The 20290-nt window shown below is 68.5% G+C and carries 18 protein-coding genes; 12 read left to right on the top strand and 6 right to left on the bottom strand.

Annotated elements, in window-relative coordinates:
- Positions 1-117 precede the first annotated feature (117 nt).
- The 8 genes from U9978_RS13200 (at position 118) to dnaB (ending at position 9975) form a co-directional block, all read left to right on the top strand.
- Positions 118-2679 (top strand): transglycosylase domain-containing protein, encoded by a 2562-nt coding sequence (locus tag U9978_RS13200; protein ID WP_322761395.1) that lies wholly within the window; start codon positions 118-120, stop codon positions 2677-2679.
- Between the two features lie 106 nt (positions 2680-2785).
- Positions 2786-4654, top strand: coding sequence for a glycosyltransferase family 87 protein (locus U9978_RS13195; protein WP_322761394.1), 1869 nt, complete (start codon positions 2786-2788; stop codon positions 4652-4654).
- Positions 4651-6054, top strand: coding sequence for a hypothetical protein (locus tag U9978_RS13190; protein WP_322761393.1), 1404 nt, complete (start codon positions 4651-4653; stop codon positions 6052-6054). Before U9978_RS13195 ends, U9978_RS13190 begins: the two co-directional genes overlap by 4 nt.
- 197 nt (positions 6055-6251) lie before the next feature.
- On the top strand, positions 6252-6572 hold the full coding sequence (gene rpsF / locus U9978_RS13185) for a 30S ribosomal protein S6 (protein WP_322751390.1): 321 nt from the start codon (positions 6252-6254) through the stop codon (positions 6570-6572).
- 13 nt (positions 6573-6585) lie between these two features.
- Positions 6586-7170, top strand: coding sequence for a single-stranded DNA-binding protein (locus U9978_RS13180; protein WP_322761392.1), 585 nt, complete (start codon positions 6586-6588; stop codon positions 7168-7170).
- A gap of 106 nt (positions 7171-7276) precedes the next feature.
- A complete protein-coding gene (rpsR, locus tag U9978_RS13175) occupies positions 7277-7513 on the top strand; it encodes a 30S ribosomal protein S18 (protein ID WP_131749434.1) in 237 nt (78 codons plus the stop codon).
- 11 nt (positions 7514-7524) lie between these two features.
- A complete protein-coding gene (rplI, locus tag U9978_RS13170) occupies positions 7525-7971 on the top strand; it encodes a 50S ribosomal protein L9 (protein WP_322761391.1) in 447 nt (148 codons plus the stop codon).
- 636 nt (positions 7972-8607) lie between these two features.
- Positions 8608-9975, top strand: coding sequence for a replicative DNA helicase (dnaB, locus tag U9978_RS13165; protein ID WP_322761390.1), 1368 nt, complete (start codon positions 8608-8610; stop codon positions 9973-9975).
- 69 nt (positions 9976-10044) lie between these two features.
- Here the strand turns inward: dnaB and U9978_RS13160 are convergent, their stop codons facing one another.
- Positions 10045-10839: a helix-turn-helix domain-containing protein gene (locus tag U9978_RS13160; protein ID WP_322761389.1), complete on the bottom strand. Its 795-nt coding sequence runs from the start codon at positions 10837-10839 to the stop codon at positions 10045-10047.
- Positions 10836-11255 (bottom strand): hypothetical protein, encoded by a 420-nt coding sequence (locus U9978_RS13155; RefSeq protein ID WP_322761388.1) that lies wholly within the window; start codon positions 11253-11255, stop codon positions 10836-10838. Before U9978_RS13155 ends, U9978_RS13160 begins: the two co-directional genes overlap by 4 nt.
- Before the next feature lie 93 nt (positions 11256-11348).
- On the opposite strand from U9978_RS13155, the gene U9978_RS13150 reads away from it, so the two are divergent.
- The 3 genes from U9978_RS13150 (at position 11349) to ilvD (ending at position 14080) form a co-directional block, all read left to right on the top strand.
- Positions 11349-11690: an antibiotic biosynthesis monooxygenase gene (locus U9978_RS13150; RefSeq protein WP_322761410.1), complete on the top strand. Its 342-nt coding sequence runs from the start codon at positions 11349-11351 to the stop codon at positions 11688-11690.
- Positions 11687-12034, top strand: a complete 348-nt coding sequence (locus U9978_RS13145) for a hypothetical protein (protein WP_322761387.1) — start codon at positions 11687-11689, stop codon at positions 12032-12034. Before U9978_RS13150 ends, U9978_RS13145 begins: the two co-directional genes overlap by 4 nt.
- Positions 12035-12229: 195 nt before the next feature.
- Positions 12230-14080: a dihydroxy-acid dehydratase gene (ilvD, locus tag U9978_RS13140; protein ID WP_322761386.1), complete on the top strand. Its 1851-nt coding sequence runs from the start codon at positions 12230-12232 to the stop codon at positions 14078-14080.
- Positions 14081-14143: 63 nt separating this feature from the next.
- Here the strand turns inward: ilvD and egtD are convergent, their stop codons facing one another.
- Genes egtD through egtA form a run of 4 tightly spaced genes read right to left on the bottom strand, consistent with a single transcriptional unit; the run spans position 14144 to position 18918 of the window.
- Complete coding sequence (gene egtD, locus U9978_RS13135) at positions 14144-15220, bottom strand: L-histidine N(alpha)-methyltransferase (RefSeq protein WP_416210953.1); 1077 nt, start codon at positions 15218-15220, stop codon at positions 14144-14146.
- 46 nt (positions 15221-15266) lie between these two features.
- Positions 15267-16010, bottom strand: coding sequence for an ergothioneine biosynthesis protein EgtC (gene egtC, locus U9978_RS13130; protein ID WP_322761385.1), 744 nt, complete (start codon positions 16008-16010; stop codon positions 15267-15269).
- A 5-nt stretch (positions 16011-16015) separates the two neighbouring features.
- On the bottom strand, positions 16016-17413 hold the full coding sequence (gene egtB / locus U9978_RS13125; protein ID WP_322761384.1) for an ergothioneine biosynthesis protein EgtB: 1398 nt from the start codon (positions 17411-17413) through the stop codon (positions 16016-16018).
- The gene (gene egtA, locus U9978_RS13120; protein WP_322761383.1) at positions 17410-18918 is read right to left on the bottom strand and encodes an ergothioneine biosynthesis glutamate--cysteine ligase EgtA; all 1509 of its coding nucleotides are present in this window, start codon (positions 18916-18918) and stop codon (positions 17410-17412) included. The genes egtB and egtA overlap by 4 nt, the downstream gene beginning before the upstream one ends.
- A 498-nt stretch (positions 18919-19416) precedes the next feature.
- Between egtA and U9978_RS13115 the strand changes: the two genes are divergently transcribed.
- Positions 19417-20208: a nuclease-related domain-containing protein gene (locus U9978_RS13115; RefSeq protein ID WP_322761382.1), complete on the top strand. Its 792-nt coding sequence runs from the start codon at positions 19417-19419 to the stop codon at positions 20206-20208.
- The last annotated feature ends 82 nt before the right edge of the window (positions 20209-20290 follow it).

Genomic DNA, 20290 nt, shown 5'->3' with positions numbered 1-20290 from the left:
TAGCCCCGGTTTTGCCGGAGGCGGTGTGGATGCGCCAAGGTGGGGCGGCGTAGCGTCTCCCGGCAGCCACCGACCATGCGGGGTCCGTACCCCCTGCCGCAACGGACGGGACTGTCAGTGAGGCCACCCTACGATCGGGACGTGCACCCGCGCGACGATGACAACGCACGTACGCACGTGCGGCGTGCGCCGGTCCGCCGGGACCATCCCCGTACCGGTGGTTCGGGCGCACCCGCTCGTGGTCCCGACGGACGGGTCGGAGCGGTGGATGGGACGGTCGACAACCTGTACGACACGACGGACCGCGCCGCGATGGAACGCATCGGAGTCCGCGAGCGCACCGGCGACTCCACCACCTACGTGCGCCGCCCTCGTCCCGATGACGTGCCCGCCGAGGCTGCGGGTGACGCCCCCGATCAGGTAGGCGACCCCTCGGGCCGCCATGCGGGCCGCCGCGCGGCCGCGTCGACGGTCCGGAAGGGTCAGGGGAAGCACGGTCCGATGTTCTGGCGAAACCGTCCACGGTGGTTGCGCCGGCTGGTCATGCTCGGGCTGTTGTTCAGTGTGCTGATGGTCGCAGCCCTGGTGGCGGTCGTCCTGGCCTTCACAAAGGTGCCGCTGCCGCCGACGGTGAACGCCGCCGAACAGACGTCGGTGGTCACCTACGCCGACGGCCGGACTGAGATCGCTAAGATCGGAACGGTCAACCGGACGAACGTCCCCCTGTCCCAGGTGTCGGTGGACGCCCAGCACGCGGTGCTGGCCGCCGAGAACAAGAACTTCTACAGCGAGCCCGGCATTTCCCCGAAGGGAATCGTCCGAGCGGTCTGGGTGAACCTCCGTGGTGGCGAGATCGCCCAGGGCGGTTCCACCATCACTCAGCAGTACGCCAAGAACGCCTATCTGAGCCAGGAGCGGACCTTCTCCCGGAAGTTCAAAGAGATCGCCATGGCGATCAAGATTGATCAGCAGTACTCCAAGGATGATGTGCTGGAATTCTACCTGAACACGATCTACTTCGGCCGTGGATGCTACGGCATCGAGGCCGCGGCCAAGACCTACTTCGGCAAACCCGCCAAGGAGCTCACGGCCGAGGAGGGCGCGGTCATCGCCGGGCTTATCCGCTCCCCGAACGCGCTCGACCCGCGGGCGACCCCGGTCGCCGCCGAGCGCCGCTGGCACGAAGTGGTCGACACGATGGTCGCTAAGGGATGGTTGGGCGCGTCCCGCGCCGGTCCCGACGCGAAGCCACCGGTGACCAAGGAATGGGACAAGTCCAACGGCCTGGCGGTGTCATCGCCACAGGCCGCCTACATTCGTGATCAGGTCAAGGGTGAACTGATCGCCGCCGGTATCACCGAGCAGCAGATCAACCTCCAGGGTCTGCGCATCCAGACCAGCATTGACCAGGGCCGCCAGACGGCTGCCTACCTGGCCGTCACCAACGTGCTCCAGAAGCCCTATGCGGCCGTGCCCGACCTGCGAACGGGGCTGGTCGCGGTCGAACCGGGCACCGGGCGGGTACTCGCCTGGTACGGCGGTTCGATCTACGGCAAGGGTGCGAACGGCCAGACCTTCTGGCAGGACAACGTCTCCGAGGCCGAGGTGCCGCCCGGGTCGACCTTCAAGCCGATCACACTGGCGACCGCCCTGACGCACGGCGCGAGTCTGAACTCGACCTATGAAGCCCCGGACGTGCTGAAGATTCCCGGAAAGGCCGCCGACGGCACTGGAACGTACGTCGTTCACAACGACGAGGAACACGGCAACTTCGGCTATCCAAACTTGATCAAGGCGACCGCGGAGTCCATCAACACCGTGTTCGTGCCGCTGGGTATCACCGCCGGGATCGACAACGTGCTCTCCACAGCGCGCGCCCTCGGCGTCTCCAAGGACGTCGCGCTCACCGACGACGCGGGGGTGACCCTGGGCCGGGACGGCATCAGCGCCAAGAACATGGTCGCGGTCTACAGCGCCTTCGCGAACGGGGGCAAGGCGACCACCCCGCACCTCGTCGACCGGGTCGTCGATGGCAAAGGAAAGGTCATCTACGAGGGTCCGACGAGATCGACGAACGCCCTGTCGGCGAGCGTGACCGCGGACGTGACCTATGCCCTGCAGTCGGTCATCAAGGACGGTACCGGCAAGGCCGCGCAGTTGGCCGACGGCCGTCCGGCGGCTGGCAAGACCGGTACCACCGACAATTTCCGGACCGCCTGGTTCTGCGGTTATGTCCCACAGATGGCGGCCTGCGTTAACATGTTCCGGGGGGACGGTGGCGTGAACAAGAACACCGCGCTGACCGGTATCCCCGGGGCCATGAGCGGTGTCTACGGCGGCGGTTATCCCGCCAAGGTCTGGAAGGCATTCATGGACGGCGCCCTGACCGGGGTGGCGCCGCAGCCCTTTGCCGCGCCGAAGTACGTCGGGACGGTTACGAACGCGTCACCGTCGCCGACCCCCGAGCCGAGCGTCCCGGCGCTGCCCGCGCCGGTGCCGTCAGTAGTGCTGCCGATGCCCACGCAGTCGCGACCGACTCCGGAAAGCTCACCCACCGCCGGCACGACCACCCCACCCGGACAAGTGGTACCGACGGCGACACCGAAACCCAGACCATCGCCTACTAACGGTAATGGCAATGGTAACCTTCTTCCGTTCCAGGCCGGGCCTACCCCGTGAGCCCATGACGTGTCAGCGCGAGACGCACCCCGTGTCAGCGCGAGACGCACCCCGTGTGGAAGGCGTGCTGTTCCGGTGCCCCATGCTGGTCAGGTGAGAATGCCCCATGGCTGATGGCTACCGGGAGACACATCCTGGGACGGACCCTGAGGTGCCCGGTTTCACGGCACCTGTGCGCCGGGTGAGCCCGTCGGGCGAGGACCCGGTGGTTGCCGGTGCGAGCATGCTCATCGGTGGTCCGCCCGGGGCACACGCCCGCATCGGTGTCAACCGGAGCTGGTGGACGCCGCTGCGGGTCCTGATGGCCTTCACCGTCCTGATCTGCCTGCTGGCCTACGCCCAGAAGGCACCGTGCCGCGACACCCGCAACTGGTCGCACGAGTACCAGTACACGCGCATGTGCTACTCCGACGTGGTCGCCCTGTACGGCCAGGAGGGCCTGGCCAACGGCAAGCGGCCCTTCCTCGACTACCCCACCGAGTACCCGCCGCTGATCGGCGCGGCCATGGCGCTCGCGTCCTCCGTCGCCGGATTCGCCTCGCCGTCGCAGCCGGTGTACCGCGACGACGACGGCCGGCAGGTTGTGGCCAGCTACACCATCGACCATCGAACAGCCACCTTCTATGACGTCACGGCTCTGTTGTTCCTGGTGGCGGCCTGTGTCGCGGTGTTCGCCACGGCCCTGACCGCGGGCCGGGCCAGAGCCTTCGACGCCGCGCTGGTCGCGCTCGCGCCCGTTCTGGTGCTCCATCTCATGACCAACTGGGACATCCTGGCGGTGGCATTCGCCGCTGGCGGCCTGCTCGCCTGGTCACGCCGAGCGCCCACGCTCGCCGGCATCCTGATCGGGCTCGGCGCGGCGACGAAGTTCTACCCGCTGCTGTTCCTGCTGCCGCTGGCCGTGCTCACCCTGCGTGCGGGCAGGATCCGGCCCTTCATCCGCACGCTCGTGGCGACAGTGGTGACCGCCGTGGCGGTCTGGGTACCCCTCTGGCTGGTCGCCGGGTACTTCAAGGGGGATGAACGGGTCGGCGACAGCATCTGGACGACGCTGTGGGCCGGTGGCGACTGGTTCGGCAAGCTCGGGGGCCACTGGGGCGACGGGACGAACGCGATGCTGCGCTTCGTCGACCTCAACTCCGAGCGCGGTCCGGACTGGGACTCCCTGGCCTTCGCCACGACCTGGCTGGCCAGCTCCTTTTCGACCCGCATGTTCGGCACCGTCCACCTGGTCACCATGGCGGTGGTCGGGATCGCGCTGGCCGCCGCGGCAATCGCGGCGACATCGCGCTGGCCGGCCTGGCGATGGGCGATCGTGCTGGTGGCATGCACCGGGTGGCTGCTGGTCGCAGTCGCCGTCCCCGTGGTACTGACCGATGTCCGCGAGCACGGCATCCCCACCGGCAAACTCAACATCATCTCGATGGTCGTACTGGGGATACTTCTTCTCGGCATAGCCGCGCTGGCATGGTTCGCGCCCCGGCGTCCGCGCCTGCCCCAGCTGTTGTTCCTCACGATCGCCGTGTTCCTGGTGACGAACAAGGTCTTCTCGCCGCAGTACACGCTGTGGCTGGTACCGCTCGCCGCGTTGGCCCGGCCACGGTGGCCGGCGTTCCTGGCCTGGCAGGCGACTGAGGCATATGTGCTGTTGACCCGGTTCCTGCACTTCGTCTACAACGACACCAACGGAGCGTCCGGAATCGACCGTGGCTGGTTCGTGAGCGCCGTCGTCATCCGCGACCTCACCTTGTGTGTGTTCGCCTCGCTGGTCATTCGCGAGATCCTGCGGCCCGAACTGGACGTCGTCCGCCGCACCGGAGCGGACGATCCGGCTGGTGGCGTGCTCGACGGGGCGGCGGACCGGCGCAGTCGCCGGGCCGTGCGCGCCACGGCGGACACCGCGACCGCGACGGACCGGGACTGCACGCAGGCCGATCCGGGCGGGTGGGCGGCAGCTGTCGGGGCTGGTCCATGACCGTGCCATCGGAAGATCCCCGTCCCGACCGGACCGGTCGAGCCGAACCGGAGTCCGGCCCGGTCGCGCTGCTCGGGTCCGGTGTGCCCGGCACCGGTGCGCCCGGCACCGTCCGGACGTGGCTGAACAGGATTCCGCGAGCAGTCCGGGCGACCCTGCCGATCTGGTTCGTCAGCCGGGTCACGGTCATCGTGTTGTCATTGGCCACATCCCGGGCACTGTCCGGTCAACCGAGTGCTGATCTGCCGGGCGTGTCGACGCTGTGGAACCGCTGGGACGTCGGACTGTTCACCAAGGTCGCGCGGTACGGATACGAGTCCCCGATGTACGCCGACCACACCGAGGTGGACTTTCCGGGGTACCCGATCGCGATGCGTGTCGCTCACCTGTTCATCGGTGACTGGACGGTTGCGGGGATGGCCGTCTCGTTCGTCGCGGGGGCCGTGGCGGTGGCGGCCATCTGGCAGCTGCAAATCGATGACACTGCGGTCGCAGGAGCGTCAACCTCGACCGGACCGGTGGTGGCTTCCATCGGACCGGTGTCCGCCGGGACCGGACCGGTGTCCGCCGGGACCGGACGGGCTTCCGGCGGGACCGGACGGGCCGCCGGCGGTATCGGACTCTGGGCTGGTCCGGGTGACCAGGACCGCCGTGCCGCGGACTTCGCGGTCCTCGCGCTGCTGCTGTTCCCCTATGCGGTATTCCTCTGCGCGGGATACTCGGAGGCGATCTTTCTCGGTTTCGCCACCACATCCTGGCTTGCCGCACGCCGCCAGCACTGGTGGCTCGCCGGCCTGCTCGGCGCCGGTGCAGCCTCGACCAGGGTCACCGGAATCCCCTTCTGCTTCGCGCTGGCGGTGCAGTATGTCGTCAGCCGGCGGCGCGCGGGGCTACCGGTGTTCGCGACGCCGGGACTCGCGCTCGCGCTGCCCCCGTTGCCCGTGCTCGCCTTCGTCACCTACCTACGGGTCCGTACCGGCCGGTGGGACTCCTACGCCGAGGCGATGCGGGTCGGCTGGCACCGGGAGATCGACTGGCCGTGGGTGGGATGGCGGGCGACCTGGCACGGAGCCTTCGACGCATCGCAGTCCTCGGCGTGGACCTGGTTCTGGCGTGGTGAGATGGCAGCCGTGGTCATCGGCGTCGTGCTGACCGTGGCGCTGGTGTGGTCGGCGCGTTTGGGTGAGGCTGCCTTCGTCGGCGCTGCGACGCTGCTGATGAGCAGCTCGAACTACTACGCCTCGGGGATTCGGACAATTCTGGTCGCCTTTCCGATGTACCTGCTGCTCGCCCGGGTAGCGACCCGGTGTCCCTGGGTGCGGCCGGCTTACGTCTGGCTCTGCGCGCCCGTCATGGCCGCCTTTGTCGTCGCCTTCACCCAGGGCCAGTGGGTCGACTGAGCCACCGGTTCGGCCGCCACGGGTTCGGACGCCCCGGGTCGCGGGCCAGCTGGTTGACGTGGATCGAGTAGTGTTTGCCAGGTTGCCGTTCGTTGGCCCGCGCGCGGTGCGCGTGCGGGCGCTCTGACACGCGGCACTGTCCCTCCTGCCACGGAATCCTCCGTGGCCGCCCGAGTCCACAGGAGGTGGGTTCACCCTTGCCACGGCATTACGAACTGATGGTCATCCTCGAACCGGATCTTGAAGAGCGCACGGTCGCGCCGTCCCTTGACCAGTATCTGACCGGTGTCCGCGCCAGCGGCGGCGTTGTCGAGAAGGTCGAAGTCTGGGGCCGCCGCCGGCTCGCCTACGAGATCCGCAAGAGCGTCGAGGGTATCTATGCCGTCATCGACCTGCATTCCGAGCCGGATGTGGTCGCCGAACTCGACCGCCAGCTCGTCCTCAATGAATCGGTGATCCGTACCAAGGTGATCCGGCTTCCCGAGAAGAAGAAGCCCCGACGCAAGATCGCGGCCTGAAGGGAGCGGCTTCATGGCCGGCGAAACAGTCATCACGGTGGTCGGAAACCTGACGAACGACCCCGAGCTTCGGTTCACCCCCAACGGTGCCGCGGTTGCCAGCTTCACCGTGGCCTCGACGCCGCGGACCCTCGACCGGACCACCAACGAGTGGAAGGACGGGGACGCGCTGTTCCTGCGTTGTTCCATCTGGCGGCAGGCCGCGGAGCACGTTGCCGAATCGCTCCAGAAGGGCGCCCGGGTCATCGTGCAAGGTCGGCTCAAGCAGCGGAAGTGGACCGACCGCGAGGGTAACGAGCGCATCTCGGTCGAGCTGGACGTCGAGGAGATCGGCCCGTCACTGAAGTACGCCACCGCGAAGGTCGTCAAGGCGGCTCGTGGCGCCGGCGGCGGCGGCGGTTATGGCGGACCGAGTGCCGGGGCTGCGCCCGGTGGGTACGGCGGGCCGCCTGCGCCCGGGGGTCCTGCCGGCGGGGCTGGCGGCTACGGTGCTCCCGCTCCCGCTCCCGCCGGCGGCGGATCGGGATACGGCGGCGGTGCCGTCGAGGACCCGTGGTCCGCGCCGGCCGGCGCCTACTCCGAGGAACCCCCGTTCTAGTGGTCCGCCAGCGGACCACCAGCGGACCACCAGCGGCCCGCGTGGCCTGCGGATGCGCGAATTGAACGGGCCTGCGGTCGAACCCACAGACATATAGGAGTGCACGATGGCCAAGGCGGCCGTGCGCAAACCGAAGAAGAAGGTTTGCGCGTTCTGCAAGGACAAGAGCGACTACATCGACTACAAGGACACCTCGCTGCTGCGGAAGTTCATCTCCGATCGCGGTAAGATCCGCGCCCGGCGGGTCACCGGAAACTGCAGTCAGCATCAGCGTGATGTGGCGATCGCGGTGAAGAACAGCCGCGAGATGGCGCTGCTGCCTTACACTTCGACGGCTCGCTGAGGAGACTGGCGATGAAGCTGATCCTCACTCAGGAGGTACCCGGCCTCGGTAGCCCCGGTGACACGGTCGAGGTCGCCGGCGGGTATGGCCGCAACTACCTCATCCCGCGTCGGTACGCGATCGTGGCGACCCGGGGTGCCGAGAAGCAGATCGCCCAGATCCGCCGGGCACGGTCGGCTCGGGCGGTCCGAGACCTCGGGCATGCAAAGGAGATCGCCGGCCAGCTTTCCAGGCTGTCCGTCCAGCTGGTGAGCCGGGCGGGTAAGGAAGGTCGGCTGTTCGGCTCCGTGACAGCGGCGGACGTGGTGGCGGCGGTCGCCGCGGCCGGCGGTCCCGATCTGGACCGCAGGCGGGTGGAACTACCGAAGCCGATCAAGTCACTGGGTGCCCACACGGTCTCGGTGCACCTGCACACCGACGTCGTCGCGACCGTCAGCCTGGACGTGGTCTCCGCCTGAGGACGGCCACGTGAGGACGGCCACGTAAGAATGTCCGCCGGAGTGGTTCCACCTGGGAAGGTCTGAACACTCCGGCGGTATGGGGCCGTATGGCGGTATGGGTGACCGCGGTGTTGCCTGCCGGTCGATGGACCGGCAGGTTGATGCGACGCCGCGGTCACTCTTCGTTTTTTCGCCCACATCCGGATCCGCGCACAGCGTGAGTCGCTGGCTGTACGGGGGCAGCGGTGACCGGATCCACGGATTTCTTTTGTCCACAGGCGGTGGATGGCTGCGGTGCCTGCCACACCGCGAAATCGGCGTGGACGATGCATCTTCCGATCGGCTATCCACAGCTTCGAGAGACTTGTCCTGATGCTGTCCCCAGGGCGTTCGGTCTTATCCACAGCAGTTATCCACAGTATCTGTGGATAACTTTTTGAGACTTCAGGTCACCTCGCCGTACAGTCGGCGCCGTTGGTAGGGGACGGCTGATCGGGAGGGGACGGCCGCCCGGGTGGGGGTGCTCGGTCGGACATTGACAACGTCGACCTGATGGTCGAACATATGTTCGATAGTCGGGTGTGTGTCGAAACTGCGGTCACGACAAGCGGTCACGACAAGCGGTTGCCACAAGCGGCGCTACAGGGGGTGGTCATGACACTGACCGACATTGACCGCGCCCGGGGTGGTTCAGGCGGGCCGGTCGAGTTCGACCGCACCCCGCCACATGATCTTGCGGCTGAGCAGAGTGCGCTGGGCGGCATGCTGCTGTCGAAGGACGCGATCGCCGACGTGGTGGAGGTACTCGCCGCGGTCGACTTCTACCGTCCCGCGCACGGCACTGTCTACGGCGTCATCGGCGACCTGTACGGCCGTGGGGAACCGGCTGACGTCATCAGTGTCGCCGCTGAGCTCGGCAGACGGGAGCTGCTCGAGCGGGTGGGCGGGCCGGCGTACCTGCACACCCTCATCTCAAGCGTGCCGACGGCGGCGAACGCCGGCTACTACGCCCGCATCGTGGCGGAGAAGGCCGTCCTGCGCCGCCTGGCGGAGGCCGGTACCCGCATCGTCCAGCTCGCCTTCGGCCCCGCGCAGGACGTGGACGAGGTCGTCGACCGTGCCCAGGCGGCCGTCTACGAGGTCACCGACCGTCGCTCGAGTGAGGACTACGCCCCGCTCGGCGAGTTGCTCAACCCCGCCCTGGAGGAGATCGAAGCCATCCAGGGGCACAACGGGTCACTGACCGGGGTCCCCACCGGCTTCAATGATCTGGACGAGCTGACCAACGGGCTGCACGGCGGCCAGTTGTGGATCATTGCGGCCAGGCCCGCCGTCGGCAAAAGCACGCTCGGTTTGGATCTTGCTCGGGCTGCGTCCATCCGTAACGGGATGACATCGGTGATCTTCTCGCTGGAGATGAGCCGAATGGAGATCACCATGCGGCTGTTGTCGGCGGAGGCCCGGGTGTCCCTGCAGAGCATCCGCACCGGGCGGCTCACCGACGACGACTGGGCCCGTCTTGCCCGCCGGATGGGCGAGGTCGCGGACGCTCCCCTGTTCATCGACGACAGCCCGCACCTGACCATGATGGAGATTCGGGCGAAGGCCCGGCGGCTCAAACAGCGCAACGACCTCCGGATGATTGTTCTCGATTACCTGCAGCTCATGTCGTCGCCGAAACGGACGGAAAGCCGCCAGCAGGAGGTCAGCGAGATATCGCGTTCACTGAAACTGCTCGCCAAGGAGCTGGATGTCCCGGTGGTGGCGATCTCCCAGCTGAACCGTGCCTCGGAACAGCGTGCGGACAAGCGCCCACAGATCTCCGACCTTCGCGAATCAGGATCGCTCGAGCAGGATGCGGACGCGGTGATCCTGCTGTACCGGGAGGATGCGGTGGAGAAGGAGTCAGCTCGTGCCGGCGAGGCCGACCTGATCGTCGCCAAACACCGTAACGGCCCGACCGGCACCGTCACCGTCGCCTTCCAGGGCCACTACTCTCGTTTCGTCGACATGGCCAGCTGACCCAGGTCAAGGCTCCCGGGCGATCCAGCCCTATTTCTTGATCGATACCCCTATTGCCGGGCGCTCTGACTATGGAGTGGCAGTCCCGGAGGTCCGATCGCTCGCCTCGACCCGCGCGGTGCGGACCGCATCCTGAACGACGGCTGGGCTGCAGCCAAGCTCTGCGGCGATCTGTCGGATGGACATGCCGGCACGGTGCGCATCCAGAATGGCCGCACGGCGGGCGCGGGCACTTGTAAGCATCCGCTGGCGCGCCGCTTCGGTGTCTGTCGCGTGCTGCCGAGCCGTGGCCAACGCGGCGGCGATGTGGGATTGCGATTCCTGACCGGTCGAGCGTTCGTCGGCGAGTGTTTCGACGATCTCGGTGAGGAGGTACTGGACCTTCTGGTCCACCGGCCGTCCCCGGTACATGTTCTCCAGCAGGTCGAGCCCTTGGTCGACGGTGGTGAAGCCCACCTGCCGGTAGAGGAATGCGATGTCGTCGGCATCGGTCTCGACTCGGGACGCGAGGAGTTTCATGGCAAGCAGGTAACGTGGTGATGCGACATCGACCGTAAGAGCGCCGCCGTCGTAGTACCGCCTGACGTCCGGGTCGGGTCCTGGCAGGAAGCCCTTCACCGCGTCGTTCAGCCAGTCCTTCGCCAGGTCCCGCCGCTGGGCGACGGCCTCTGCGGCCTGGCGGACAACGTTTGTCGGGACGAAGACGGCGTCGAGGTCCCGGGTTGACCGGCCCACGTCGTAGGCGAGCGCGAGTGCTGCGCCTCCGACCAGGAAGACGTCGGCATGGACGTCACGGCGGCGAAGCTCGTCATTCAGTTCGTCCAGCAGGGTGATGATTTCGTCGCGGCCCAGTCCGACGCTCATGCCCGATCAAGCGCTCCGTCCGTGATGAACACTCCCCGTTTCCGGAAGGACAACGGCGACTCGACGAGCGCACGAGGCTGCATTCCCCGCAACGCTGTGACGAACCACCACGGTTCGGCCTCGCGCCGGGGATCATGGACCCACCCGGGTGGCCGCCAGGCATCACGCCGAGCAAGATGCTCGGCCAGAGCGGCCAACGCGCCGTCCACCCGCTGATCGCCGCTGGGGCGGGGAGGTGCCGCCCATATGGCTGCGGCGGCTTCAGTTCCGCTGTGCCGCAGAACGCTGGTGTAATCGTCGAGCAGCTGGAGCACAGCGTGCCGCCAGACGCTCAGTAGTGGGTATTTGTTACTTATCATGGCCGCCGCGATGGCCGCCGCGTCATCAACCGTACGAAACGAACGGTTCGGAGCCATGGCTGTATGGTACCCCCATACAGCGTCCGGTGTAGGTGTCGGCGGCTGTCGACCGAACGTGGGCTGTCGACCGGACGTGCCAGACTTGTGCCCATGACCGCCCCGGCCCCTGGCCCCGCTCCCGCTGACGGCTCGCGCGGCCTGCCCGTGCTGGAGATCGCGCGCTTCGACATCACACCCGGCCAGGAGCAGGGGTTCGTCGACGCCTACCGCTCGGTCGTCGGTGAGGTCACCACCTGCCCTGGTTTCCGATCGGTGCGGATGACCCGCGGGGTGGAGTCACCGTCGAGGTTCGTCCTGCTGGTCGAGTGGGAGAACCTCGACGCGCACCTGGTGAACTTCCGGGAGTCCGACCGCTTCGTCCGCTGGCGCGCGGCGCTGGGCACCTTCTTCGCCCAGCCGCCCACCGTGGAGCACGTGACCGACCTGCCGTGAGCACCTTCGTCAACTATTTCTTCTTCGCGCCGCTGTTCGCGACCTTCTTCGGGTTCCTGGGGTGGATGGTCCCCACCATCCTGTCCCGCGGGGCCGTGCCCCGCCGCCGCGTCGGCGTCTACACCCTGTTCTGTACCGGATATGCGGTCATCGCCGTCCTGAGTCTGTTCCTCCTCGTGCTGGGGACGCAGACGAGTACCAAAACCGTGGAGCCCGACGGCCAGGTCCACTTCGTGACCGGCGCCCGCAGCCATGAGGTGGTTCCGCTGCTGGGCACTGTCATCTCCTTCGCTGTCGTGTGGCTGGTCCGGCGGGAGTGGTTGCGCCGCCGCGGTGGCCGGTAGGGACACCCGCGACGGTCGGTCCCAGCGGCCGGTGCTGGTGGCCGGTGTTGGTGGCCGGTCCTGACGGCCGGTCCTGGTGCGCGGACACTGTTTGGGCGGGCGTTACGCTGGGCGTGAACGGGCAGGTCTCTGTGAGCGTGCCCGACCCAGGCGCGGTCCACGTCCGCGTCGATCGATCGCCATGAGGACTGCCCGATGCCTGCTTTGCGTTCCCGTACTACCACCCACGGTCGTAACATGGCCGGCGCGCGAGCCCTATGGCGTGCCACCGGCATGACGGACAGCGACTTCGGCAAGCCGATCGTGGCCATCGCGAACAGCTTCACCGAGTTCGTCCCCGGCCATGTGCACCTGCGTGACCTCGGCCGCATCGTGTCGGACGCGATCGCGGAGGCCGGCGGAGTGGGGCGGGAGTTCCACACGATCGCGGTGGACGACGGCATCGCGATGGGCCACGGCGGAATGCTCTACTCGCTGCCGTCCCGGGAGATCATCGCGGACAGTGTCGAGTACATGGTCAACGCCCACTGTGCCGATGCGCTCGTCTGCATCTCGAACTGCGACAAGATCACGCCAGGGATGCTGCTGGCGGCCTTGCGGCTGAACATCCCGACCGTGTTCGTGTCCGGCGGCGCGATGGAGTCCGGTCAGGCTGTCGTGTCCGGTGGCGTCGTCCGGTCCGGTCTGGACCTCATCTCCGCAATCGCGGCATCGGTGGACACCGCGGTCGACGACGCCGAACTGGACGCGGTGGAACGCTCGGCCTGCCCGACCTGCGGGTCGTGCTCGGGCATGTTCACCGCCAACTCGATGAACTGCCTGACCGAGGCGCTCGGGCTCGCGCTGCCCGGCAACGGGTCCACTCTCGCCACCTCCGCCGCTCGTCGCGACCTGTTCGTCCAGGCCGGACGGACCGTTGTGGACCTCGCGAAGCGCTGGTACGACAAGGACGACGACGCGGTGCTGCCGCGGTCGATCGCGACCCGGGCGGCGTTCGCCAACGCCTTCGCCGTGGACGTGGCCATGGGTGGTTCGACCAACACCGTCCTGCATCTGCTGGCCGCCGCGGTCGAGGCCGGCGTCGACATCACCCTCGACGACATCGACGAGATCTCCCGGACGGTGCCGTGCCTGTGCAAGGTGGCGCCGAGCTCGGACTACCACATGGAGGACGTCCACCGGGCCGGCGGCATTCCGGCCATCCTCGGGGAGCTTGACCGGGCCGGACTGCTGCACCGCGGCGTCCACACCGTCCACTCGGCAAGCCTTGCGGAGTTCCTCTCCCACTGGGATGTCCGCCGGCCGGACGCGGCTGGACAAGCGGTGGAACTCTTCCACGCGGCACCGGGCGGAGTGCGCACGATCGAGCCCTTCTCCTCGGTCAACCGGTGGGAGTCACTGGACACCGATGCGGCATCGGGTTGCATCCGCGACGTCGCGCACGCCTACTCGGCGGACGGTGGCCTCGCGGTGCTGCGCGGAACGCTCGCCCCGGACGGCGCCGTGCTCAAGACCGCCGGCGTGGAGGCCGGGCGGCTGACCTTCCGCGGCCCCGCGCTGGTACTGGAAAGCCAGGACGACGCGGTGGACGCGATCCTGTCCGGGCGGGTCCACCCGGGTGATGTGCTGGTCATCCGCTACGAGGGCCCGCGGGGCGGTCCGGGCATGCAGGAGATGCTGTACCCGACCACGTTCCTGAAGGCGCGTGGGCTCGGGCCTGCGTGTGCGCTGGTCACCGATGGGCGGTTCTCCGGCGGGTCCGCGGGGTTGTCCATCGGGCACGTGTCACCCGAGGCCGCGCACGGCGGTGCGATCGCGTTGGTTCGGGACGGCGACATCATCGAGATCGACATTCCGTCCCGCCGGCTGGACCTGATGGTGGACGCGGCGGAGCTGGCCGCGCGCGAAGCCGCACTGGCCGCGTCCGGCGGCTTTCGGCCGGCGGACCGAGTGCGTCCGGTGTCGGCCGCGCTGCGGGCCTACGCGGCGATGGCGACCTCCGCATCGACCGGCGCGGTTCGCGACGTCTCGCTGGTCGCTCCATAGGGAACCGGGGCCGGCGGGTGCAGGGCGCGCAGATAGAGCTATGACCGCGCGCCCTTGCACCGGTCAGGCCGGGACGCAGAGCGAGAGTGCGAAGTCGTCGCCCGGGTCGGTCCACCAGCGGACCATGGCCAGACCCGCGGCCGCGAACTCGGCGGTGAGCCCGTCCCTGGTGAACTTGGCGCTGATCTCGGTACGCATCTGCTCGTCCGCGGCGAAGGACACCGACAGGTCGAGCGCGCTGATCCGGACCTGCTGGCCGCGCACGGACCGCAGCCGCATCTCGATCCAGGAGTTCTCCGCATCCCAACAGGCCACATGCGCGAACCCACGCGGGTCGAAGTCCGCGCCGAGCTCGTGGTTGATGACCGACAGGACATTGCGGTTGAACGCCGCCGTGACACCGGCGCTGTCGTCATAGGCGGCGACCAGCCGGTCGGGATCCTTGACCAGGTCGGTGCCGAGAAGCAGCGCGTCGCCCTCGTGGAGCTGGGCGCGCAGGCTGGTCAGGAACTCGTGCCGTCGGGCCGGGGCGAGGTTGCCGATCGTCCCGCCGAGAAAGGCGACCAGGCGACGGCTGGCACCGGGCAGCCGGTCGGCACCGGGCAGCAGGTCGAGGTGGCACTCGAAATCACCCACGAGCGCGTGGATGGTCACCCCGGGGTACTCGCTGCGGATGGCGGTGGCCGCCCGGGAGAGCACGGTCTCGTCCACGTCGAAGGGCACGAACCTGCGCAGGTGGCCGCTGTTGCGCAGCGCGTCGAGCAGCAGGCGGGTTTTCGCCGACGTTCCGGAGCCGAGCTCGATGAGGGTGTCCGCCTGTGACATCGCGGCGATCTCATGGACGCAGCTGGTCAGGATGGCCCGTTCGGTCCGGGTCGGGTAGTACTCGGGCAATCGGGTGATGGCGTCGAAGAGCATGCTTCCCGTGGCGTCGTAGAACCACTTGGGTGGCAGTTCCTTCGGATCCGCCGTGAGCCCCGCCCTGACGTCGGTCGCGAGTGCCGCGGCGCGGTCGGCTGCGCTCAGGTGCCGATCGACGACGATCCGCGGGTCGGTCCCCATACCGGTGCCGGGACCGACCCGGGAATCGTCATCGATCGCGGAGCCCACATCGGTGAGATCGGTACTGGACGCTGTCATGGCTGCAACCTCCGGGAGCGCTTATGCGACCGAGAGTAACCGAATTCTAGATCAAACTACTAATGGTTACATCACGTGTGTCGGCGGTCAGCAATTTATGATCATCAAGGTCAATCCATCCGTCCGACTCATCGCTGGGCTCACTGGCTACGTGCACTCCGATGGCGTCACCATCGGTGGATACCCGGTATGAGAGGGTTTCACCCCAGGTCGTGGCGACGATCCGGCTGCCGTCGGTTGCCAGCAGGTTCAGTCGGGCCGCACCGTCGGTCCGACCCGCGGCGACGACCACGTCCGCCACGGCGTCGGCGAGGCTCGCGCCTGCGCTCAACCGCTGCCAGACCACGGCGGCCAACAGAGCCGAGTCGCAGCGCGAGTCGGGAACCGGGGCGCCCCGGTGGCAATCGAGCATGCGCATCACCACGTCGACGTCCACCCGTCCGTTGTGGCTGAGCAGATACCGGCCGTACGCGTAGGGCGCGGTCGCCGTCTCCTCGATCGGCATGCCGACAGTGGCGTTGCGCACTGCTCCCAGCACGCAACCGGACTGGACCGCGCCGGCGAGTGAGGCGAACGAGGCATCCGTCCAGATCGGGACCGCCCGCCGGTAGCGCGCCGGCTCGGTCCGCAGCGCGGGGACGTACCAGCCGACGCCGAAGCCGTCCGCGTTGATCCGGCCGTGCAGCATCCGTCGTGGCATCCACGCTTGGCGCAGCAGACTGTGCGGCGGATCATGCAGGAGTGCGGACAGCGTCCGCGGCGTCCCGAGCCAGGCCATATGACGACACACCAGCCTCAGCCTCCCATCTCGGCGTCGCGCGCGAGCCGGAAGCCGGCAAAGATCTGACGGCGGATCGGATGGTCCCAGTTGCGGAAGGTCGATCGGACGGCGCTGTGGTGCGTGGCCCAGGACCCGCCGCGCAGCACCTTGTAGACGTTCGGGGAGGTGCCCGCAAAGAACACCTCGCTGTACTCGCGGTACGGGAATGCACGAAAACCCGGATAACCCGAGAAGTCGCTGGCTGTCCACTCCCACACGTCACCGATCATCTGTTCGACGCCGTACGCACTGGCTCCGGCTGGGTACGCCCCACGTGAGCCCGGACGGGACGTGACATGGTCAAGGTTGGCCCGCTCCGGCGTCGGGTCGCTGTCCCCCCAGGGAAAACGTCGCGAACGCCCGGTGACGGGATCGTGCGCGCACGCCTTCTCCCACTCGGCCTCTGTGGGCAGCCGCCGCCGGGCCCAGCGGGCGTGCGCCTGTGCCTCGTACCAGCAGACATGCTGCACGGGCTCGTCCATCGGGACAGGTTCGTCGCGGCCGAAACGGCGCCGTACCCAGCTTCCCGCCTCGCGGCGCCAGAACTGCGGTGCCCGCAGGCCGGCCTCGCATCGCCACGCCCAGCCCGACGGCGACCACAGGCGTTCGTCGTCATAGCCACCGGCCTCGATGAAGGCCACCTGCGCCGCGTTGGACACCGGCAACGTGTCGATGAAGAACGCCGGGACGTACACGCGGTGCGCGGGTCGCTCGTTGTCGTAGGCCCAGGCGTGGCCTGGTGTGTCGCCATCGGTGCCCATCGTGAACTCACCGGCCGGCACCAGCACCTCTGTCGCGGGTTGCCGCCGCCCGGCCGGTGGGACACGGGCCTCACCGGTGTCGCCGATGACTGCGGGACCCGACCGGAGCTGGTGGGTGGCCAGCATCGTCTCGTCGTGCTGGTGCTCGTGCTGGAGCACCAGTCCGTAGACGAAGCCGTCCGCCAGCAGCCCGGTCGGCCCGGTTGGCCCGGTCGGCGATCCGGCCGGTGGCCGCGGCGGCGTGTGCAGTGCGTCCGGGGTGAGCCGCTCCAGGGCGTCCAGGACATGGCCGCGGACCTCGGCCAGGTAGGAGCGGGTCTGCGCCGGGCTGAGCAGGGGTAGGGCGGGCCGGTCCGCCCGGGGATGGCGGAACGCGTCGTAGAGCTGGTCGATGTCCGGCCGCAGCGGCGCCCTGCCCGCGGCCGCTCGCAGCAGCCACAGCTCCTCGTAGTTACCGACGTGGGCGAGGTCCCAGACCAGCGGCGACATCAGCGGTGAATGCTGTCGCCGCAGGTCGGCGTCGTCAAGGTCGGTGTAGGCCAGACTCCGCGCCCGGCTGTCCGCGAGCGCCCGGCCGATGTCGCCCGGTTGCGCGCCGTCGCTCGCCGTCACAGCGCGACCACACCGGCGCTGTCGGGAGCGGACACCTGTGCTGTCACGCTCCGATATCGGCCCCTCGCGCCACCTCCGCCGTCCCCGCCGTCCCCGCCGACCGCGTCGATCTCGGCACGCAGGAGGCCCTCCGGCCCGACGTCGGCCAGCCGGTCGGTGAGATCATCGGCGGGGCAGCGGCCCGGCTCGACATAGCTGTCGAAATACGCGTCGACGGCCGCGAGCAGGGAGGCGTCAGCGTCCATCCGGCCCAGAGCGTCTCGGGCCGCGCCCGCGCACACCCTGGCGGCCTGGTGCAGGGCGGTGTCGCTCAGCCCCACGAGGGCCGCGGTGACCCACTCGTCGGCGACGGGCACGCACGCATCGGCCGCGATGTCAGCGGCACGTGGGTCGTCGAGCAGCGCGGTGGTCACCGCGACCACCATCGGCCAGTTCCCGGCCGGGACCGCGTCGAGGTAGCGCAGCTCCAACCAGCCACGCGGGCGCACCGGTGGAAACACGGTGGTCGCGTGGTAACTCAGGTCCGTGGTGGTCGGTGGCCGCGGCAGCGGACCCTCGCCCGCCACCCAGTCGCCGAACGTCATCGTGGTCGGGGGTTGGCGGAACCCGCCATGCGGATCCCGAACCAGCATGATCCTCGCGGCCAGCAGATAGTCCGCCCATGCGGTTGCCGGGTCGGACCGGCCAGCGGTCGCCACCGGCCGGGTCCGGGTCGGATCGATCTCCGCCCACACCGCCTGCCGGGTCGAACAAAAGCCGGTGGCAGTCCCTGCCAGCACCGGGGAGGCCGCGAACATCGCCACGAGAGCGGGGCCCAGGGCATGGGCCAACTCGAAGCGTCCGGCCCACTGTGCCGTGGTACCCGCATTCAGGTTGACTTGGATGGATGCGGTCGAGCACATCATCGTCACCCCCGCTGACCCGCCACCGGCCCGGAAGTAACGCTCCATGGCTTCGTAGCGGGACGCGGTGAGATGGCGGCGCGGTGGTCGCAGCGGGTCCGTGCCCATCCCGACAAGCGCGAGGCCGGCATCCGCGAGCATGGAACGGACCCCGGCGAGGTCGGCGGCCGTCCGCGCCAGCGCATCCGAAAGCGGCAGCGGCGGTGCCGACAGCTCAAGCTGGCCACCGGGTTCGAAGGTGATCCGGGTTCCGCCTGGCAGGGTCGCATGCCCTGGGCTGCCGGTCGCCCCGGCGGACGGGCCGTCGCGCAGATCGGGTGGGCTGCCGGTCGCCCCGGCGGACGGGCCGTCGCGCAGATCGGGTGGGCTGCCGGAAACGACACCGGTGAGGGCCGCCATCGTCCGGGTGGGGGCCACCGGGCGGGACACCGATTCCGTGTCGACGACGAACCACTCGGTCTCGACGCCGACGGTTCCCCGCGGTTGCTCCGTCAGGCAGGTCAGGTGTGCGTAGCGATGGACGTCTGCTGCTGACCGGATCTCGTCATCGGTGCCACAGTGGTCGTCTTTCGGCTTACCTGACTGTGTCCGTGTCCGTGTCATGAACCCTCCAGGTCCGGACCGGCCAGCGTCGCTGGCCGCGGGTCGGTGCGGGTCGGTGCGGGATCGTGGGGTGCAGGTGCCGTGCGGATCGTGGGGTGCCGTTACGTCGTACCCCGATGTGGCAGCGGCGGCCCGAAGTTTTGGGTCCCTGGTGTTTCCTGCGCCGTATGTCCTGGCCCGTGTGACACATGGTCGGCCTTCTAGCAACGGTCTGTATCGGAGTCGCGGTTCGCGTGGGAGCCCGGTGGAGATATCCGGGACGTGGGTCGGCCGGTGTGATTTGTATGGGATGGTGGTCGCCGCGTCGCCGACTCGCTATCGCGGTGGCCGCCCGGCGGGTGGCCGGCCTGTCCACGGCGGAGGTGAGGGATTGTGCGCCATGCGGGCCGGTTCGGCCGCGACCTGGTCAGCCGGAGAGTGGTCGGCCGGAAGGTGATGATGGCTCGGGTGTCGCAGCAACATCGGGTGTCACAGGGACAGTGGCCAGGTCGGTCGGCGATGGCGGAGTATCGGCGCTGCCAGCAGCTCTACGTGGTCGAACGTAAGGACAGGGTAACCCGAGCGACCGTGGTCACCGGCGTCGTCGCCGGCGTAGCCGCGACCGGGGTCAGCGTGTTCGGCGTTCTGTTGAGCCTGTCCACATCGCTGATACTGCAGCTGGCCTTCGGTTCTGTCATCGTCGTGCTCGTTGTCGCGGCAAGCCGCTTCTTTCGATCTCCACCGGAAATCGAGTCGTGGCGGGAGGACGCCGAAGCCGAACGGCATGCCGCACGCGCGCTCGAGCGCCTCGCCCGTGCCGGGTACACCGTCCTGCACGATCGTGCTCTTCCCGGTTCCGCAAGCAACATCGACCATCTGGTCATCGGACCGTCCGGTGCGTGGGTGGTCGAGACGGACGCGCATCGCGGGCCACTGCGGCAGAACCGGGCCGGGCTCTGGGCGGGCAAGGTGCCGTTGCATCCCAGGCTCGAACTGGTCGCCTGGATGGGTGAAGAAATCACCGATCAGCTGGCCGCCGAGCTGCCGGCGGGTTTGCAGGTCTCCGTGGCGCCGGTGATCGCGTTTGCGCGCGCCGCGCCGCCGCACGGGCTCGCGGTGCTCGACGATGTGGTGTTGCTGCCGGCGACGGGGGTCGCTGATTACATTCTCACGGCTGGTGTCCTGCTGCGGCCGCTGGACGTCGCCGTGCTGGTGGACGCCGTCGAGCGGGTGTTTCCGGCCTATCCGGTGAACGGCCCGGAACCGACCTGGCCGACCATGTCCCGGTTGCGGGGTCTGCTGCGGCGTTGACGTGCGGCGCTGATGTCGCTCGTGGAATCTCTTCTGGATCTTTCTTGGACGGGGTGTCGGTCACCGCAAAGCCGTGCGCCGC

Origin of the sequence: Protofrankia sp. Cr2 (assembly GCF_963555885.1) — a bacterium.
Taxonomy (GTDB): Bacteria; Actinomycetota; Actinomycetes; order Frankiales; family Frankiaceae; genus Protofrankia.
Note: the sequence above shows the minus strand (reverse complement) of the source record. Positions and strands in the feature narration are given on the sequence as shown.

Bases quoted from the DNA above. Each gene is read 5' to 3' on its own strand.
- U9978_RS13195 (WP_322761394.1), top strand. From the start codon at position 2,786: ATGGCTGATGGCTACCGGGAGACACATCCTGGGACGGACCCTGAGGTG.
- dnaB (WP_322761390.1), top strand. From the start codon at position 8,608: ATGACACTGACCGACATTGACCGCGCCCGGGGTGGTTCAGGCGGGCCG.
- U9978_RS13115 (WP_322761382.1), top strand. From the start codon at position 19,417: ATGGCGGAGTATCGGCGCTGCCAGCAGCTCTACGTGGTCGAACGTAAG.
- egtD (WP_416210953.1), bottom strand. From the start codon at position 15,220: ATGACAGCGTCCAGTACCGATCTCACCGATGTGGGCTCCGCGATCGAT.
- egtA (WP_322761383.1), bottom strand. From the start codon at position 18,918: ATGACACGGACACGGACACAGTCAGGTAAGCCGAAAGACGACCACTGT.
- U9978_RS13190 (WP_322761393.1), top strand. From the start codon at position 4,651: ATGACCGTGCCATCGGAAGATCCCCGTCCCGACCGGACCGGTCGAGCC.
- rpsR (WP_131749434.1), top strand. From the start codon at position 7,277: ATGGCCAAGGCGGCCGTGCGCAAACCGAAGAAGAAGGTTTGCGCGTTC.
- U9978_RS13160 (WP_322761389.1), bottom strand. From the start codon at position 10,839: ATGAGCGTCGGACTGGGCCGCGACGAAATCATCACCCTGCTGGACGAA.
- U9978_RS13150 (WP_322761410.1), top strand. From the start codon at position 11,349: ATGACCGCCCCGGCCCCTGGCCCCGCTCCCGCTGACGGCTCGCGCGGC.
- rplI (WP_322761391.1), top strand. From the start codon at position 7,525: ATGAAGCTGATCCTCACTCAGGAGGTACCCGGCCTCGGTAGCCCCGGT.
- U9978_RS13155 (WP_322761388.1), bottom strand. From the start codon at position 11,255: ATGGCTCCGAACCGTTCGTTTCGTACGGTTGATGACGCGGCGGCCATC.
- ilvD (WP_322761386.1), top strand. From the start codon at position 12,230: ATGCCTGCTTTGCGTTCCCGTACTACCACCCACGGTCGTAACATGGCC.
- U9978_RS13180 (WP_322761392.1), top strand. From the start codon at position 6,586: ATGGCCGGCGAAACAGTCATCACGGTGGTCGGAAACCTGACGAACGAC.